This is a genomic window from Pseudomonas fulva (assembly GCF_023517795.1).
In the GTDB taxonomy this organism is placed as follows: Bacteria; Pseudomonadota; Gammaproteobacteria; order Pseudomonadales; family Pseudomonadaceae; genus Aquipseudomonas; species Aquipseudomonas fulva_D.
Map to the genome: position 1 here is coordinate 3,171,867 of NZ_CP082928.1, position 16,586 is coordinate 3,188,452.

Annotated in this window: 15 protein-coding genes; 4 read left to right on the forward strand and 11 right to left on the reverse strand. The window is 67.8% G+C overall.

Annotated elements, in window-relative coordinates; all coding sequences use genetic code 11:
- The gene (locus K8U54_RS14525) at positions 1 to 1,509 is read left to right on the forward strand and encodes an MFS transporter (RefSeq protein WP_249906477.1); all 1,509 of its coding nucleotides are present in this window, start codon (positions 1 to 3) and stop codon (positions 1,507 to 1,509) included.
- 304 nt (positions 1,510 to 1,813) lie between these two features.
- Here the strand turns inward: K8U54_RS14525 and K8U54_RS14530 are convergent, their stop codons facing one another.
- The 9 genes from K8U54_RS14530 to K8U54_RS14570 form a co-directional block, all read right to left on the reverse strand.
- Positions 1,814 to 3,424: a gamma-glutamyltransferase family protein gene (locus tag K8U54_RS14530; RefSeq protein ID WP_249906478.1), complete on the reverse strand. Its 1,611-nt coding sequence runs from the start codon at positions 3,422 to 3,424 to the stop codon at positions 1,814 to 1,816.
- Positions 3,418 to 4,215 carry an amino acid ABC transporter ATP-binding protein gene (locus K8U54_RS14535; RefSeq protein WP_249906479.1) on the reverse strand — a complete coding sequence of 266 codons (798 nt, stop codon included), beginning with the start codon at positions 4,213 to 4,215 and terminating at the stop codon, positions 3,418 to 3,420. Before K8U54_RS14535 ends, K8U54_RS14530 begins: the two co-directional genes overlap by 7 nt.
- Position 4,216: 1 nt before the next feature.
- On the reverse strand, positions 4,217 to 4,987 hold the full coding sequence (locus K8U54_RS14540; RefSeq protein WP_249906480.1) for an amino acid ABC transporter permease: 771 nt from the start codon (positions 4,985 to 4,987) through the stop codon (positions 4,217 to 4,219).
- 11 nt (positions 4,988 to 4,998) lie between these two features.
- Complete coding sequence (locus K8U54_RS14545) at positions 4,999 to 5,805, reverse strand: ABC transporter substrate-binding protein (protein ID WP_249906481.1); 807 nt, start codon at positions 5,803 to 5,805, stop codon at positions 4,999 to 5,001.
- A gap of 77 nt (positions 5,806 to 5,882) precedes the next feature.
- Positions 5,883 to 6,551, reverse strand: coding sequence for a GntR family transcriptional regulator (locus tag K8U54_RS14550; protein ID WP_249906482.1), 669 nt, complete (start codon positions 6,549 to 6,551; stop codon positions 5,883 to 5,885).
- 297 nt (positions 6,552 to 6,848) lie between these two features.
- On the reverse strand, positions 6,849 to 8,288 hold the full coding sequence (locus K8U54_RS14555) for an amidase (RefSeq protein WP_249906483.1): 1,440 nt from the start codon (positions 8,286 to 8,288) through the stop codon (positions 6,849 to 6,851).
- Between the two features lie 56 nt (positions 8,289 to 8,344).
- Positions 8,345 to 9,556, reverse strand: a complete 1,212-nt coding sequence (locus K8U54_RS14560) for an MFS transporter (protein WP_249906484.1) — start codon at positions 9,554 to 9,556, stop codon at positions 8,345 to 8,347.
- Between the two features lie 10 nt (positions 9,557 to 9,566).
- Positions 9,567 to 10,496, reverse strand: coding sequence for a SphA family protein (locus K8U54_RS14565; RefSeq protein ID WP_249906485.1), 930 nt, complete (start codon positions 10,494 to 10,496; stop codon positions 9,567 to 9,569).
- 59 nt (positions 10,497 to 10,555) lie between these two features.
- Complete coding sequence (locus K8U54_RS14570) at positions 10,556 to 11,560, reverse strand: helix-turn-helix domain-containing protein (RefSeq protein WP_249906486.1); 1,005 nt, start codon at positions 11,558 to 11,560, stop codon at positions 10,556 to 10,558.
- Between the two features lie 264 nt (positions 11,561 to 11,824).
- On the opposite strand from K8U54_RS14570, the gene K8U54_RS14575 reads away from it, so the two are divergent.
- Complete coding sequence (locus tag K8U54_RS14575) at positions 11,825 to 13,006, forward strand: MFS transporter (protein ID WP_249906487.1); 1,182 nt, start codon at positions 11,825 to 11,827, stop codon at positions 13,004 to 13,006.
- Positions 13,007 to 13,019: 13 nt separating this feature from the next.
- On the opposite strand, the gene K8U54_RS14580 is transcribed toward K8U54_RS14575, so the two are convergent.
- Both K8U54_RS14580 and K8U54_RS14585 read right to left on the reverse strand, forming a co-directional pair.
- Positions 13,020 to 14,360, reverse strand: a complete 1,341-nt coding sequence (locus tag K8U54_RS14580) for a sensor histidine kinase (protein ID WP_249906488.1) — start codon at positions 14,358 to 14,360, stop codon at positions 13,020 to 13,022.
- Positions 14,357 to 15,031: a response regulator gene (locus K8U54_RS14585; RefSeq protein ID WP_249906489.1), complete on the reverse strand. Its 675-nt coding sequence runs from the start codon at positions 15,029 to 15,031 to the stop codon at positions 14,357 to 14,359. Before K8U54_RS14585 ends, K8U54_RS14580 begins: the two co-directional genes overlap by 4 nt.
- Positions 15,032 to 15,226: 195 nt before the next feature.
- Between K8U54_RS14585 and K8U54_RS14590 the strand changes: the two genes are divergently transcribed.
- On the forward strand, positions 15,227 to 15,757 hold the full coding sequence (locus K8U54_RS14590) for an SDR family NAD(P)-dependent oxidoreductase (protein ID WP_249906490.1): 531 nt from the start codon (positions 15,227 to 15,229) through the stop codon (positions 15,755 to 15,757).
- A gap of 106 nt (positions 15,758 to 15,863) precedes the next feature.
- On the forward strand, positions 15,864 to 16,571 hold the full coding sequence (locus tag K8U54_RS14595) for a tRNA (adenine(22)-N(1))-methyltransferase (protein ID WP_249906491.1): 708 nt from the start codon (positions 15,864 to 15,866) through the stop codon (positions 16,569 to 16,571).
- Positions 16,572 to 16,586 lie beyond the last annotated feature (15 nt).

Here is a 16,586-nt window from a genome sequence, read left to right on the forward strand (position 1 = left end):
ATGTTGCGTGCCGTACCCAAACGCTGGTTGATTCTTGTCGCGGTGATGCTGGCGTTCACCCCCATCGTCATCGACATGACCATCCTGCATATCGCGGTGCCGTCGCTGACCCAGGCACTCGGCGCCACGAGCACCGAGATCCTCTGGATCATCGATATCTACCCGCTGTTGATGGCCGGTTTGCTGGTGCCCATGGGCACCCTGGCCGACCGGGTGGGCAATCGGCGCATCCTGCTCTCCGGCCTCAGCGTGTTCGGCGTGGCATCGACGCTGGCGGCGTTCGCGCCCAACCCGGCGCTGCTGATCGGCGCCCGTGTACTGCTGGCCCTGGGTGGGGCGATGATCATGCCCTGTGTGCTGGGCATCATCCGTCGCACCTTCGAGGACGAGCGCGAGCGGGCCATGGCCCTCGGCCTGTGGGGCACCGTCGGCGCGGCCGGTGCGGCAGTCGGCCCGCTGATCGGTGGCGCACTGCTCGAGCATTTCTGGTGGGGCTCGGTGTTCCTGATCAACGTGCCGGTGATGGCGGTGGTGATTCCGGTCGCCTTCCTGCTCCTGCCGCGCGTCGAGGAGACCACGCCGGGCAGGTGGGCCATCGGCCAGGCGCTGGTCCTGATCGCCGGCATCATCAGCGTGGTCTACGCCCTCAAGGCCGGCGTCGGCGCCACCCAGTCGCTGCCGGTCGCCCTGTTGGTGCTGTTCATGGGCCTGGCGTTGCTGACCCTGTTCGCCCGCCAGCAGTTGCGCTCGACCGAGCCGATGCTCGATCTGTCGCTATTCGGCCGCCCGGTGTTGCTGGCCGGGTTGATCATGGCGGTGGTGGCCATCGGTGCCCTGGCCGGGGTGGAGCTGACCCTGGCGATGGAGCTGCAATACGTGCTCGACAAGTCGCCGTTGCAGGCCGGCATCTTCATGATTCCGATCATGGCGGCCGCGGCGGTCGGCGGGCCCCTGGCCGGCTACCTGTCCAACCGCTTCGGCCTGCGCTGGGTGGCCAGCCTGTCGCTGCTGGTTTCCGCTGGCGCCCTGGGTTTCGTGGCCTTCGCCGACCTGCATGAGCCGAGCGTCAGCGTGCCAGCCGTGCTCGCCGTGCTGGGGCTGGCGCTGAGCATCGGCCTGACCGCCTCGTCGATCGCCATCATGGGCGCGGTAGAGGCCAGCAAGGGGGGTGCGGCAGGCGCCCTGGAGGCCACCGCCTACGAGCTGGGCACCGGGCTGGGGATCACCTTCTTCGGCGTGTTCATGTCCAGCGTGTACGGCCACACCATCGCCTTGCCCAGGGAGCTGGCGGCGCCGCTGGCCGAGCGCGCGGTGCGCTCGATCGGCGACAGTTACCTGGTCGCTGCGGAGTTGCCGGCCGCGCAGGCCAGTGCCCTGATCGAGGCAGCCAAGGCGGCATTTTCCAGCACCCACTCGGTGCTGCTCAGCACCTCGGCCGTGGTGATCGGCGTGCTGGCGGTGGTGGTGTTCAGGTTGTTCAAGGGTTATCGCGGACAAAGCGCCCACTAGGCTCGGTACGAAAAGTACCTGCGCCCGAGTCGTTTCATTCAGGCCTCGAGATTTCATGATCCTCTTGGGCGACATGAAGGAGGCGGCTGCAAGGCAAAAGCAACCATCGAGTGTAGGAGGGGCTTTAGCCCCGAGCTTTTTATCAAGGCAAACAAAGAGCTCGAGGCTAAAGCCTCTCCCACGAGTTACGCGACCGGCCGCTCTCGCCACTTTGCAGTCAAAGCGCTAAGTTCGAGCCGACAGCCCGTGAAGGGATTAAAAAACGGGCCGCCACTGCAGCGGCCCGGTATTTCAGAGAACGTCGTCACCACACGGCGATATGGGAGTCCGCACGTGGCTCGGTGCCGCCGCATAGCACGCCGGTTTGTGGATCACGCACGATGATCTGCCCGCGGCCGTAGTCGGTGGAGTCGCAGACCACGCTGACCTCGTGGCCCAGGCGTGCCAGGGCCGCGGCCAGGTCCCGCGAGGCGGCCTGTTCGATGCCGACCTTGTTGTCGCCCAGCCACTGCCAGCGCGGTGCGTCGAGGGCGGCCTGGGGGTTGAGGCTGAAATCGACCAGGTTCATCACCATCTGCACGTGGCCCTGGGGCTGCATGTAGCCGCCCATCACGCCGAACGGCGCGACCGCCTCGCCGTCCTTGGTCAGGAAGCCGGGGATGATGGTGTGGAAGGTCTTCTTGCCGGCGACCAGGGTGTTGGCGTGGTTGGCTTCCAGGCTGAATTCCTGGCCACGGTTCTGCAGGGCGATGCCGCTGTCCGGCACCACCACGCCGGAGCCGAAGCCGTGGTAGTTGCTCTGGATGAACGACACCATGTTGCCTTCGCCATCGGCGCTGGCCAGGTATACGGTGCCGCTGGCGTGCGGGTCACCGGCTTGTGGTTGCCGGGCGCGTTCGCCGATCAGCTTGCGGCGTCGCTCGGTGTAGCCAGGGCTGAGCAGGTCGGCCACCGCGACGCGCATGTGCTCGGCGTCGGTGATGTGATGCAGGCCGTCGGCGTAGGCCAGCTTCAGCGCCTCGATCTGGCGGTGCCAGGTCTGCAGGCTGTCACGATGGTCGAACTCGAAGCCCTGGAGAATCTGCAGGGTCATCAGGGCGACCAGGCCCTGGCCGCTGGGCGGGATTTCCCACACGTCGTAACCGCGGTAGTTGACGCTGATCGGCTCGACCCAGCGTGGCTTGTAGGCCTGCAGGTCGCTCTTGCGCAGGTAGCCGCCGGCGGCGCGCGACGCCTGGTCGATGCGCTCGGCGATCTCGCCGCGGTAGAAGCTCTCGCACGCGCTGTCGGCCAGCGCCTGCAGGGTGCGTGCCTGGGCCGGGTTGCGGAACAGCTCGCCGGCTCGTGGCGCACGGCCGTCGATCAGGAAGGTGTCGAACCAGGCCTGCAGGGCCGGCTCGCGGTGTGCGGAGAATTCCTCCAGGGCCACCTGCCACTGGTGGGCGACCACCGGCGACAGCGGAAAGCCATCGGCAGCCAGGCTGATCGCGGGTGCGAGCAGTTCGGCGAACGGCAGGCGGCCGAAGCGGCGCGACAGTTCGGCCCAGGCCGATGGGCAGCCCGGCACGGTGACCGGTGTCCAGCCGTAGGTGGGCATCTGCGTGTGGCCGGCGGCCTTCACGGCGTCGATGTTCAGGGCGGCGGGGGCGTGGCCGCTGGCGTCCAGGCCGTGCAGCTGGCCCTTGACCCAGAGCAGGGCGAAGGCATCCCCGCCGATGCCGCAACCGGTAGGCTCGACCACCGTCAGGGCGGCTGCGGTGGCGATGGCCGCATCGATGGCATTGCCGCCGCGGCGCATGATGTCGATGCCGGCCTCGGCGGCCAGGGGTTGCGAGGCGGCTACCATGCCGCGCCTGGCAAATACGCTCTGGCGCTGCGAGGCATAGGGATAGCGGTGGGCGGAAAAACTCAGCATGCGGATATCTCCGGCAGGACGCGGCTCAGGAACGCCCGCGTACGCGGGTGGCTGGGGGCGCTGAAAATCTGTTCGGGCGGGCCTTGTTCGATCAGTTCACCCTGATCGAGCACCACCACGCGGTCGGCCACTTCCCGGGCGAAGCCCATTTCGTGGGTGACCACCACCATGGTCATGCCCTGTTCGGCCAATTGTTTCATCACCTGCAGCACTTCGCCGACGGTTTCCGGGTCCAGGGCGCTGGTCGGTTCGTCGAACAGCATCGCCTGGGGCTTCATCGCCAGGGCGCGGGCGATGGCCACGCGCTGCTGCTGGCCACCGGAAAGCATAGACGGGTAGTGGTCGGCCTTGTCGGCCAGGCCCACCTGCTTGAGCAGCTGGCGGGCGTGTTCCACGGCCTGCGCCTTACCGACGCCGAGCACCTGGATCGGCGCCTCGATGATGTTCTGCAGGGCGGTCATGTGCGGGAACAGGTTGAAGCGCTGGAACACCATGCCGATGTCGCGGCGCTGGCGGGCGATATTGCGCTCGCTGTCGCGTACCAGCGAACCATCGGCGCGCTCGCGGTAACCCATGGGCTGGCCGTTGACGCGAATGCGCCCGCCCTGGATCTCCTCGAGCAGGTTGATGCAGCGGATGAAGGTGGTCTTGCCCGAGCCCGAGGCGCCGATCAGCACCACCACCTCGCCGCGTTTGACCTGCAGCGATACGCCCTTGAGGATCTGCAGGTCGCCGAAGGACTTCTCGATATCCAGCGCTTCGATGACCAGATCCTGATTGCCGTTCTGCATCTCAACGCCCCCTCAAGAATTTTGCCGTGTAGCTGCCGAACATCCGTTTGGAGGCCGTGGCCGGGCGCCGGTCGGATTGCCCGAAGCGGCGCTCCAGCCAGGTCTGGAAGAAGCCCCACAGGGTGGTCAGCGCCAGGAAGTAGATGGCCACCACCAGGTACAGCTCGAACACCCGGAAGGTCGCCGAGGTGATCATCTGGGTGCTGAGCAGCAGCTCCTGCACGCCGATCACGCTGACCAGGGTGGTGTTCTTGAGCATCAGGTTGAACTCGTTACCCAGCGGCGGCACGATGATGCGAAACGCCTGGGGCAGCACGATGCGGCGCATCAGCTTGGCGAAGGTCATGCCCAGAGAACGGCCGGCCTCGTACTGGCCCTTGTCCACCGCGCCGATGCCGGCCCGCATGATCTCCGCCATGTAGGCACCTTCATTGAGGCCCAGGGCAATGATCGCCGCCTGCAGGTTGCCCGGTATCACCACCCAGCCCAGGTCCAGGTCCTCGAAGCGGAAGATGCCGCCCGCCGCCAGCGCCGTGTACAGAAAGACGATCTGCACCAGCAGCGGCGTGCCGCGCATCAGCCACACGTAGAAGCGTGCCGGCGCCTGGATGAACGGGTTGCCCGACAGACGCATGAGCGCCGTCAGCAGCCCGATCACGCAGCCCAGGGCCATCGCCAGCACGGCGATCACGCAGGTCATCCACAGCGCGCGCAGGTACACGTCACTGGGCTGCAGCAGGTACTGCCAGAAGATGTCCCAATTGAAATTCATCCAGGTGGCCCTCAGTCCAGCTTGTCACTGGCGACGTGCCACTTGGCGAGCAACGCGGCGTAGCTGCCGTCGGCGCGCATGTCGTCGATGATCTGCTGCACCGCGGCGGACAGCTGCTGGTCATCCTTGCGCACGCCGATCCCGGTGAGAATGCGCCCGAACGCCGGCACACCTTCCTGGAACAGGTCTGGGGCCATCGCCGCGTAGTAGCCGGCGGTTTCCACGGTGGTGCCGTAGGCGTCGACCTGGTTGATGCGCAATGCCTGGAAGGCGTCGGTGTCGGTGTTGTAGACCACCAGTTTCATCGGTGCCTTGCCGGTCTTGGCGAGCTTGTCGTTCTCGGCATCGAGCAGGGTCTTGATGGTCGAGCCGTTGAGCACGGCGATCTTCTGGCCGGACAGGTCATCGAGTGCCTTGATGTTCCTGGGGTTGCCCTTGGGCACCACCACCGACTGGCTGGAGTACATGTAGTTGACGATGTCGATCACCTCGCGGCGCTCCGGCTTGTCGAACAGCTGGTCGACGATCAGGTCGCACTGGCTGGCCAGCAGCGCCGGCACCAGCCCCGAGAACGGCGTGACGCGCCACGACACCTGCTTGTCGCCCAGGCGCTTGGCGATCTCCATGCCCAGGTCGATGGCCAGGCCGGTCGGCTTTTGCGCGGCGTCGAAGGACACCAGCGGCGGCGAGTCCATGCCCGAGCAATAGGTCAGCTTGCCGACGTCCTTGAGGCGATCCGGCACGGCGGGTGCGGCCGTGGCCAGGGAAGCGGCCAGACCCAGGGATACGGCGGCGAGGAGAGAGCATGAAAGGCGCATGGTGGTACTCCGTTTGCTGTGATCGAAAGGGCAGCAGTGAAGTGGGAGGGAGGCGACCGTCGGCGGTCGTCCGCTTGTTATTGTTCGCTTTGCAGGAATAGCGTCAGGGCCGGCAAGGTGCCCTCGATGTGCGCGCGGATCACCCGTTCGGCCAGGTCGGCGTCACGGGTGCGCAGGGCATCGAGAATCTGCGCGTGCTCCTCACGGCCGCTGAGCGGCTTCTCGCCGTGTTCGAGCCACAGGCGCATCGGTGCCTCGATCAGCGAGTAGAGCGCGACGATCTGTTTCATCAGTCGCGGGCGCTCGCTGATGCTGCACAGGTACTCGTGGAAGATGCGGTGACGCACCACCCACTGGGCGGTGTCGTGACGGCACTCGTCCATGTCGTCGAGCAGCCGCTCCAGCAGGGTCAGGTGGCGCTCGGTCACCTTGCCCACCGCCACCCGGATCGCCAGGCCCTCGAGGGCGCTGCGCATCTCGAACACCTCGCGCATCTCCTCGATGTCCAGGCCGCTGACCACCGCACCGCGGTTGGGGCGCAGGGTGACCAGGCCCTGGGCATCCAGGCGGCGGAAGGCTTCACGCACCGGCATACGGCTGGTGCCGATCTCGGCGGCGATGTCCTCGGCCACCAGGCGGTCACCCTTGCGGTAACGGCCGGCGCAGATCGCCGCGAGCAGGAAGTTGTAGGCCTCTTCTTCGGCGGTCACGGGTTGACGCTGGGCGTAGAGCGGAGCGGTGAGCATGGTGGCGATCCTGAATAAATGTATCCAATTATCCGTTTAGCCAATCGAGCAAGAGCCGGGCCACTTTTCACCAGAGCTTGGAAACGGCAGAGATAACAGAGGGTTAGGCAGGGAAGCCGGCATTCTGTCCAGGTGGAGCGCGTAACGGTGGTGTCACCGAATGAAGCACGGCGGAAAGCAGACGCCCGATTACTGGGCGTTTCGGTGGCAGAGAGGAATTTCCGCAGGGTTGCCTGGCAGGTCGTTATCGATCGGCGTGGTCCGGGTATCGGCAGGCGCCGTTACCCGGACCTTGGCTCAGCGCCCGCTGGCGCTGACCGGCGGCACGCGGCCAGCCCAGGGTTGGGCCTGTTCCAGCTGGGCAGCCAGGGCCAGCAGGGTGCCTTCCTCACCGAAGCGCGCGGCGAAATGCGAGCCCAGCGGTAAAGCGCCGGCGGTCCAGTACAGCGGCACCGACATGGCCGGTTGGCCGCTGGCGTTGAACAGGGCGGTGAACGGCGAGTAGCTGTGGAAGCGGTCGATCATGGTGGCCAGGCTCACGCTTTCATCGAACGGGTCCAGGCTGCCGATCAGCGGCGGCTCGCGGGTCAGGGTCGGGGTGAGGATCAGGTCGAAGTCGCTGAGGAAGGCGGCCAGGCGCCGGCCCAGCATATGGATGCTGGTGACCGCGTCGGCGTAACGCACGCCGCTGGTGTCACCTTTCTCGCGCAGGATGATGCGCGTGCGCGGCTCCAGCTCTTCGAGGCTGACCGGGGTGCCGCGCATCTCGCCGAGCAGCCCGACGTAGCTGCTGGTGCTGGCACCGATGATGTCGAACACCTGATCGAGAAAGGCCAGGGCGTCGACCGGCAGGGTGGCGTGCTCGATGCGGTGGCCGAGGGATTCACACAGCCTGGCGGTGTGGCGCACCGCGGCCAGCGCCTCGGGGCCGCTGGTCCAGGGCGCCAGGTGCTCGACCAGGGCGATACGCAGCGGCCGTGGCGGCTGGCGCAGGCTGTCGACGAAGGGCTCCTGCTGCCAGGGCGCCGCATAGGGCGCGCCGAGGTCGGCGCCGGCGGTGATGTCCAGCAATGCGGCGCTGTCGCGCACCGACAGGCTGATGGCGTGGGCGGTGCTCATGCCGGCCCAGCCTTCGCCGGTCAGCGGCCCGCTGGGCATGCGCCCGCGGCTGGGCTTGAGGCCGAACACGCCGCAGCAGGAGGCGGGTACGCGCAGCGAGCCACCGCCGTCATTACCATGGGCGAAGGGCACCACCCGGGCGGCCACCAGTGCCGCGGCGCCACCGCTGGAGCCGCCAACGCTGCGCGCGGTGGCCCAGGGGTTGCGGGTGGCACCGAAGCGGGTCGACTCGGTGGTGTAGGAGGTGCCGAACTCCGGCGCGGTGGTGGTGCCGATGAACTGGCAGCCGGCTTCGCGCAGGCGGCTGACCAGGTTGTCGTCCATCGGCATGCGCGCTTCGCCAAGGGCCAGCGAGCCGTTGCTCATGCGGGCGCCGTCGAGTGGTGCGAACAGGTCCTTGATCAGCGTCGGCACGCCACGCAACGGGCCGTTGCCGAGCCTCGCCTGGCGGGCGCTGTCATAGAGTTTCTCGGCCACCGCATTGAGCTGCGGCTCGACCTGTTCCAGCCGCGCGATGCTCGCTTCGAGCAGCTCGCCGGGGCTGACTTCGCCCTTGTCGACCAGCCCGGCCAGGCCGGTGGCGTCGTGTTGATCCATCAGGGTGTGAATGTCGTGCATGGCTAAACCTCGGCTATGGGGTAAACCCGCTGGCCTGCAGCGGGGCAAAGGGAAATTCACGGGTGTGAGGGGAGCGCCGTGTCGCGCGGTCGGAGCACGGCGGCCACCAGCCAGATGGCCGCGCCGGCCAGGCTGGCGGTGGCCAGCCACTCGACGGCGCCGCGCAGGTCGTAGCCGAGGGCCATCAGGGTGGCGACCGCCAACGGGCTGGCGAACTGGCCGATGTACAGGCAGGCGGTGAAGCCGCCCAGGCCGCGGCCGCGGGTGCTGGCGCTCAGGGCGTTCATCACCGGGGCCATGGCGTTGGGCACCAGCAGGCCGACGCCGAGGCCGTGGACGACCACCGCCACGAGCATGTCCGGGTAGCTCTGGGCACGGATCAGCAGCCACAGGCCGCAAGCCATCAGCCCCAGCAGCAGGGCGTTGCAACCGGGAATGCCCAGGCCGCGGCGCAGCAGCGGCCAGGCCAGCGAGCCGCCGAGGCTGGCCAGCAGGCCCAGCCCGGCGCAGGCGCCGATCAGGGTGCTGGAGGTGATGCCCATTCCGGCCAGCAGCAGCGGCGCCTGCACCGGCACCACCACGGCCAGCACCATGCCGGCGAGAATCAGCAGGTAACCGACGACCAGGCGCGCGATGGACACCTGCTCGTCGTCCGCCTGCACACCGCTCGCCACCTGCCGCGGCGGCTCCCAGAGCACGCGCAGCATCGCCGGGAGCAGCAGCAACGGCAGCAGGTACAGGTAGAACGGCAGCCGCCAGGACTGCTCGCCCAGCGCGCCGCCGGCCACGAAGCACAGGGCGCCGACCAGGCCGATGCCGACCACCTGCAGGTTGACCAGGCGCATGCGCTCCTCGCCTTGCCAGTAGTCGGCGATCAGCGCCGCGCAACAGGTCATGATCGCCGCTTCGGCGCAGCCGAACAGCAGCCGCGCGCCGACGATCTGGGTCAGGTCATCGAGCAATGCCGGCAGCACGCCGAGCACGGCGTACAGCAGGGTGGCGATGACCAGCAGCACCTTGCGACCGATGCGGTCGGCGAGCCAGCCGGCCAGCGGCGCGAACAGGGCGATGGCCAGGGCCGGGCCGGTGATCGCCAGGGGCACCAGCAGGTCGGCACGCGGCTCGAAGGGGCCGAACTCGGCGCCGAGCTTGGGCAGGATGGGCGCGACCATCACCGAACCCATGATGGTCAGGCTGCTGCCCAGTACCAGCACCAGGCCCTCGCGACGGGTCTTGGCCTGGCGTGAAACGGTAGATTCGATCGTCATGGCGGCCACCTCAGAAGCTGTACGCGACGCGCAGGGCGACGTTGTAACCCTCGGTGCGGTTCTCGGCGCCGAATTCCTTGTAGGCGTGCAGCCACACCGGCGGCAGGCCGGGCTTGAAGAAACTCAGCGCCGGGCCGACGGCCATGACCCGGGCGCGGTTGCCGTGAGCGAGGTTGGGTGCGTCGTCGTCGCTGATCTGCTGGTAGTAGTAGCCGCCCAGGCCCAGCGTCCATGACCCGAGGTGCTGGCCCACGGAAAACTCGTGGCGGTACTCGGTGCCGCTGCGGTAGTCGGTGGCGTGGTTGCGGGTATTGAAGTCCAGCTGCTGGCTCGACGACACCTCGAAGCCGCCATCGCTGAGCCAGGTGGCATTGAGCGCGGGGGAGAGGGTCCAGTGGTTGAGGCCGGGGGAGATCAGCCGGTTCCTGTCGTAGTCGCCGGTCGGCGCCTGGATCTGCAGGCGTGTGTTGACGAACAGGTTGCGGGAAATGTCCCACTGCAGGATCAGCGGGGTGATCTGCGTGTCGGCCTGGCGAAACACGTCCTTTTCCAGGCGCAGCGGGCCGAACGGGGTGTCCACCTTCAGGCGTGCGTCCATCTGGAAGAACGGCTGGGCGATGGCAAAGCCGTAGCGGGCGCCGAACAGCTGCTGCTCGGTCATGCGGATATAGGCCACGCCGATCGACAGCACGTCCAGCGAGAAGGCGCTGCCTACCTTGTCGCCGTTACGGTCCTTCTGCAGGTTGGTGGCGTAGTAGGCCGTGCGCAGGCCCAGGGTGCCGAACGGCGTGGGCGGCGGTGACATGCCGGCACCGAAGTCGTAAACCCCGGCGGGCGTGGTGGGTGCCCCGTTTTCCGTAGCCTGGGCCTGGCTGCCGAGGAGCAGGGCGGCGCCGAACAGGGCGGACAGATGAATGCGTGACGCACGGCGAACCGGCATGGCTGACCCCTTTTATTATTGTGTGGGAGGTCAGCCTAGGGACGCTTCAGCGTCCGCCGTTATCCGTTTTCGGCACAGTGTTGGCGAGCCTGACGCAAGGTCTCCGACGGCTTGCAGCCGAACAGCTGGCGGTAGTCGCTGGCGAAGCGGCTCAGGTGCCAGAAGCCCCAATCGGCGGCGATGCTCTGCACCGAGTCGGCCTCGCTGGCGCGGCGCAGCTGGCGGTGTACCGCGTTCAGGCGGATGGTGCGCAGGTAGGCCAGCGGGTTGATGCCCAGCGCTTCCTGGAAGCAGTACTGCAGCTTGCGGCGGCTGGCGCCGATCTGATTGCACAGCTCGAGAATGTTGACGGGCCGCTCCGGGTGGGCGAGGGCGTAGTCCCGTGCGCGGTCGACCATGCGCCGGCGCGCGCTGGGCGGCAGCGAGTGGTCGCCTTCGGCGTCGATCAGCTCCAGCAGGTGCATGACGATGGCATCGCGGATGGCACCACGGATCGTGCCGTGATCGAGCAGCGTGGCGCCGGGGGCCTGCCTGTCGAGCACGCTGCCGAACAGGTCTGTCAGCTGCTGCTGGTTGGCCTTGCCGAGCAAGTGGTAGCACCGGGACAGGCGCGTCAGGTCGAGTTCGCGCTGCTGCTGGTGCAGGGTGCGCTGCAGCGACTGCTCGTCGATGGCGATGCATACCGCGTCCAGCTCGCCGCTCACGCGCAGCTCCGGCAATTGATCGCCACGGCCGACCAGTAGGCTCGGTGCGTGGATCGAATGGCCGCCGCAGTGCAGGTGCGGGTCAGGGCAGCGTAGCGGCATGGCGAAGGCTATCGCGCCGGGCCAGGTGGCCGCCTGTTTGAGCATCGCCTGGTTGGCGCGGTCGCGAATCAGCTGCATGCCGTCGAGCTGCAGCTCGAGTATCTCACCGCTGAAACGCCCGGCGCCGAGCTGGTCGTAACGCAGCTGCCAACCGGACAGTTGCGCATGCTCCTCGACATCGTTGGAGCGCCGGTAGCGGATCGCCGAGGGCGGGACTGCCGGCGGCGTATCGGTTTGGGTAACCGCGAGACTGTGCATTTTCGAAACCTTCACTGGGGTGTCGAGGCTGTGTACCCAGCATGAGGCAATTTCCATTCCGTAATTCAGGTTAATCATTAATACAATTAACTTGTGCCGAAACGGGATAGTCGCCAAGACCCTCTGTGAACTGATCGAAGCCGCAGCCAGGCGTCCGGGTCGCACCATTGCCCGCAGGCATGACCGCTATGCACCGCGATCATTTGACCCGCCTGGCCTGAGTGCATAGGGTGGCGACCCGTTTTTCCAGACTCAAGGTCGCCCATGTCCGCTCGTCCCAAACTGCCGTTCACCATCTACCTGCTGGGTGCGACGATCTTCTCGCTGGTCACCGCCGAATTCATGGTCGCCGGCATGATGCCGGCCCTGGCCGAGGCGTTTTCGGTAAGCCTGGGCGAGGTCGGCAACCTGATCGCCTTCTATGCCCTGGGTATGGCCCTCGGCGGCCCGCCGGTGACCATGCTGTTGCTGTCGCGCGGCATCGGCAGCAAGCCGGCGCTGGTCGGGCTGCTGGTGGTCTACGTGCTGGCCGGCGCCCTGGCCGCGGCGGCCACCAGCTACCCGGTGCTGGCCCTGGCGCGGATCATCATGGGCGTGTCCAGTGCCGCGTGCATCGGCCTGTGCATGACCCTGTGCGCGGCGATGGTGGCCAATCAGGAGCGCGGTCGCGCGGTGTCGGTGGTGCTCGCCGGTCTGATGCTCTCGCCGGTGGCCGGCGTACCGCTGACCGCCTGGATCGAGCAGCACCATGGTTGGCGCGCCAGCTCCTGGGCGGTGGTCGGCCTGGCGCTGATTTGCACCTTGCTCGCCGCCATGCGCCTGCCAAAGGCCGAGGCTGGCGGCGAAGCCCGCCTCGGCGAACAGATCAGGACCCTGCGCACCCGCCGCCTGTGGGGCGCCTACCTGACCAGCGGGCTGATCATCGGCGCCACCTTCGCGGCCTTCAGCTACTGCACGCCGATCCTTATCGAGGAGGTCGGCCTGGCGCCTGGCCAGGTGGCACCGATGCTGGCGCTTTATGGCGTGGCCAACCTGATCGGCAACATGGTGGTGGGCCGTTTCGCCGACAGCCACACCTTCACCGCGCTGGGCCTGGGCCTGATCATGCTGGTGCTGGCCATGGCCGGCTTCGCCCTGGCGGGCGATCAGCTGTGGCTCAACCTGGGCTGCTTTATCGCCATCGGCCTGACCGGCGTGGCGCTCAACCCGGCGATGGTCGCGCGGGTGATGAAGGCCGCCGAACCCGGCGCCCTGGTCAACACCCTGCACACTTCGGTGATCACCGCCGGGCTGGCGTTCGGCAGCTGGGCCGGTGGCGTGGCCATCGAAGCGGGCTACGGCCTGCGTGCGCCGCTGTGGGTCGGCGCCGCCATCGCCCTGGTGGGCCTGCTCAGCGTGATTCGCCCGCTGGCCAGCCGCCGTGTGGCCGCCAGCCCTTGCACCTGATCGTCGCGCTCGGCTAAGCGCAGGCCAGCGGTAGCTGCACCCTGAACACGGCGCCGCCGCCGGCGGCATCCTCGACGGTGATGCGCCCGCCATGGGCACGCACGATTTCCCGTACCAGGTGCAGGCCGAGGCCATGGCCGGGCTGTTCGGTCTTGCCGCGGTAGAAGGGCTGGAAGATCTGCTCGCGATCTTCCCGGGCCACGCCGGGGCCCTGGTCGGCCACTGCCACGCTGGCGTCGGCGCCGATGCGCAGGCTGATGGTGCCGACCCCGGCACCGTGCACCAGGGCATTCTGCAGCAGGTTGGTGAGCACCCGGCTCAGGGCGCTGGCCTGGCCCAGCACCCACACCGGCTGCTCGGGGGCTTCCAGCACCAGGTCGTCGCAACGCGCCAGGGCCAGGGGGGCGATATCGGAAATCACCTCGCGGCCCAGGGCCACCAGGTCCACGGGCGCGAATTCCATCTTCGGTGCCTGCAGCCGTTGCAGGTCGAGCAACTGCTCGGCCACGGTGGCCAGGCGTGCCAGGTCGATCTGCAGCATGGGTTTGATCGTGTGCGCGGGCATGCCGTCGAGGCGCGCCATCAGCACGGCGATCGGCATGCGCAGCTCATGGGCAGCGTCACGCAGGAAGCGGTCGCGGGCGTGGTAGGCCTTGCTGGAGCGCTCCATGGCCGCGTTGAAGGCACTGACCAGCGGGCGAATTTCCCGTGGCACCGAGTCCTCGGGCAGGTGCGCATCGGGCTGCGAGATGTCCAGCGCCGCGGCACGGCTGGCCAGCCGGCGCACCCCGCGCATGGCGCGCAGCACCACGATGGGCGTGGCCAGCAGGGTGAACAGCAGCAGCGGGGTCAGGAAGTAGGGGCTCAGCAGCCCGGTGGCCTGGACGATCAGGCTGGTGAAGCTCAGGTCCGCCACGCCGCCGACCATGATATGCACGCGTTGCCCCTGTATCTCCTTGACCTCGATGCGCATGGTCAGCTGGCGGTGTTCCGGCAGCGTACGGATCTGCGAGATGCCGAGCACCGGCAGGTAGTTGGCCAGCTCGCGGTATTCGCCCGGCACGTGGCCGAGTTCGTTACGGTGCCCGTTGCCGTCGGCGATCACCACCCACAGGCCGGGGTTAGCCGCCTGCAACTGGCGCAACGGCTCGCTGGACGCGAAGACCAGCCCCTGGGGCTGCACGGCAATGGAATCCTCCAGGGCTTCGATCACCGCATCGTCCATGAAGGTGAACTGGTCGTCGATGATGTGATACAGGGTGCCGGCAATCGCCGCCATCAGCACCACCACCTGCATGATGCACAGCGACCACAGCAGGCGGCTGATCAACGACGGGTTCTGGACGCTTTTCATCGGCTTTCCTTGAGCAGGTAGCCGACGCCGCGGATCACCGCGATCTCCACCCCCGCGTCGGCATCCTTGAGCGACCGGCGCAGCCTCGACACATGGGCGTCCAGGGCATTGGACTGGATCTCGTCGGCCAGGCCATACACCGCCTCGTGGAGGTTCTCGCGCAGCACCGTACGACCCTGGCGGTAGATCAGCGCTTCGAGAATCAGCAACTGGCGCCGCGGCAATGGCAGCGCCTGGCCGTCGACGACCGCCTCGCGGGCGCTGAAGTCGAACGACAGGGCGCCGAGCGTGGCGGTGGGCAGAACCACCATGGCCGGGCGCCGGGCAATCGCCCGCACCCGGGCCAGCAGTTCGTCGACGGCCACCGGCTTGACCAGGTAATCGTCGGCGCCGCCATCGAGGCCGTCGACCCGCTCGGCGATCTCGCCACGGGCGGTGAGCAGCACGATGGGCAGCGCCGGGCACAGCCGCCGGGCGGTGGCGATGAAGCCCACGCCATCGCCATCGGGCAGGCCGCGGTCGAGAATCAACAGATCGTGCACGCTCAGGCGCAAGGTCGCCCCCGCCGCGGCCAGCGAGTGCACGGTATCGACCAGCAAACCGTGCCGGCCAAGCGCCTCTTGCAGGGCCTGGGCCATGGGCAGGTCATCTTCGACGAGGAGGATTCGCAAGGTGCATTACCGCGCGGTTATCGGAGCGGCACATAGTAGCGGAGCCGGGAAAATCACGGCGCAATGTTCAGGCAATGTTGCCGGGTGACCATCGGCTGCAACGGCCGACAGGGCCGCTGAGGCAAGGCGGCCGCCGCCCAAGAGGCGCAGCGGCAACGCCGGGCCTGTGCACGCAACTTTCGGGCGGGTTGAGGCATGAAGCGAACTTTCGTGGTCTTCGGGGCGCAGCACAGCGTGGGCGCGCTGGCCGCCCGGCAGTACGGCAACCAGGGGTATGACGTGGTGCTGGTGGCCGACCAGGCGCATTGCCTGAAGGCATTGACCAGCGTGCTGGAAAGCGAAGGCATCGCCACCCGCACCTTTACCGGCGAGCTGGCGCGGCCGGAGCAGGCCAGGGCGATGATCCGCTCCATCCGCAGCAGCGTCGGGCCGATCGACGCCATGTACTACGGCCTGGACTGCAGCAATGGGCGAGCCCAGGGTGATGAGGCGGCCGAGCTGGGTTGCCTGAGCCTGGCGGCGCTGGTCAGCGAGCTGCTGCCCGACATGCGCTCGCGCAAGGCCGGCGCCATCCTGCTCGACCAGGGCGCCGCAGACCTGTCGTGCGCCCACGGCGCCAATGCCCGGCTGTGCCTGCAATGCCTGCAGGAGGCGCGCGCCTGTGAAGGTGTGCAGGTGGGCACCCTCAGCCTCGGCGCCTTGATCGGCGGCCAGCGCGCCTGCTGAGCAGGCCACGGGCGGCGCCATTAGCGGTTGCCTCACCGGCCATTGCCCGACAGAATCGCCGGCCGCTCGGCCAGCCCTGGCCAGTGTGCTATTCACGAGGCCGCCCTTGAACCCACGCCAATTATCCGCGCGCCTGGAGCGCGTCGCCGCCCAGGTGCCGGCCGGAGCGCGGCTTGCCGATATCGGCACCGACCACGGTTACCTGCTCGTCGCGCTGGTCAAGCGTGGGGTGATCAGCGCCGCGGTGGCCGGCGAGGTGGCCCTTACGCCGCTGCGCGCGGTGGAGCGAAGTGTTCGCGAGAACGGCCTGGGCGAGCAGATCGCCGTGCGCCTGGCCGATGGCTTGGCGGCCATCGAGCCCGGGGACGGCATCACCGCCATCAGCTTCTGCGGCATGGGCGGCGAGACCATTCGCGACATTCTCGCCCGCGACAAGGCGCGGCTCGGCGGCAACGAGCTATTGATCCTGCAACCCAATGGCGGCGAGCAGCCGTTGCGCAGGTGGCTGATGGATAACGGCTACCGCATCCGCCACGAGGAACTGCTGCAGGAAAACCGTTTCTTCTACGAAATCATCGTCGCCGAGCCCGGTGAACCGAGGCGCCATACCGACAGAGCGCTGTATTTCGGCCCGCTGTTGGTGCAAGAGCGCAGCCCGGTTTTTCTCGCCAAGTGGCAGCGCCTGCTGCGTCTCAAACAGCAGACCTTGGCTGGCCTGGCCCGCGCCCGGCGGACCGTGCCGGATGCCGAACTGGAGCAGCAGGTGCGCTGGATCAGCGAGATGCTCGGCTCCGACGGGTGTGCACAGGCCTGAGCCCGCGCACAACCG

Excerpts from the sequence above, each read along its gene's own strand:
- K8U54_RS14560 (WP_249906484.1), bottom strand. The coding sequence starts at position 9,556 with ATGACGATCGAATCTACCGTTTCACGCCAGGCCAAGACCCGTCGCGAG.
- K8U54_RS14540 (WP_249906480.1), bottom strand. The coding sequence starts at position 4,987 with ATGAATTTCAATTGGGACATCTTCTGGCAGTACCTGCTGCAGCCCAGT.
- K8U54_RS14545 (WP_249906481.1), bottom strand. The coding sequence starts at position 5,805 with ATGCGCCTTTCATGCTCTCTCCTCGCCGCCGTATCCCTGGGTCTGGCC.
- K8U54_RS14575 (WP_249906487.1), top strand. The coding sequence starts at position 11,825 with ATGTCCGCTCGTCCCAAACTGCCGTTCACCATCTACCTGCTGGGTGCG.
- K8U54_RS14535 (WP_249906479.1), bottom strand. The coding sequence starts at position 4,215 with ATGCAGAACGGCAATCAGGATCTGGTCATCGAAGCGCTGGATATCGAG.
- K8U54_RS14550 (WP_249906482.1), bottom strand. The coding sequence starts at position 6,551 with ATGCTCACCGCTCCGCTCTACGCCCAGCGTCAACCCGTGACCGCCGAA.
- K8U54_RS14555 (WP_249906483.1), bottom strand. The coding sequence starts at position 8,288 with ATGCACGACATTCACACCCTGATGGATCAACACGACGCCACCGGCCTG.
- K8U54_RS14530 (WP_249906478.1), bottom strand. The coding sequence starts at position 3,424 with ATGCTGAGTTTTTCCGCCCACCGCTATCCCTATGCCTCGCAGCGCCAG.
- K8U54_RS14565 (WP_249906485.1), bottom strand. The coding sequence starts at position 10,496 with ATGCCGGTTCGCCGTGCGTCACGCATTCATCTGTCCGCCCTGTTCGGC.
- K8U54_RS14590 (WP_249906490.1), top strand. The coding sequence starts at position 15,227 with ATGAAGCGAACTTTCGTGGTCTTCGGGGCGCAGCACAGCGTGGGCGCG.
- K8U54_RS14570 (WP_249906486.1), bottom strand. The coding sequence starts at position 11,560 with ATGCACAGTCTCGCGGTTACCCAAACCGATACGCCGCCGGCAGTCCCG.
- K8U54_RS14580 (WP_249906488.1), bottom strand. The coding sequence starts at position 14,360 with ATGAAAAGCGTCCAGAACCCGTCGTTGATCAGCCGCCTGCTGTGGTCG.
- K8U54_RS14525 (WP_249906477.1), top strand. The coding sequence starts at position 1 with ATGTTGCGTGCCGTACCCAAACGCTGGTTGATTCTTGTCGCGGTGATG.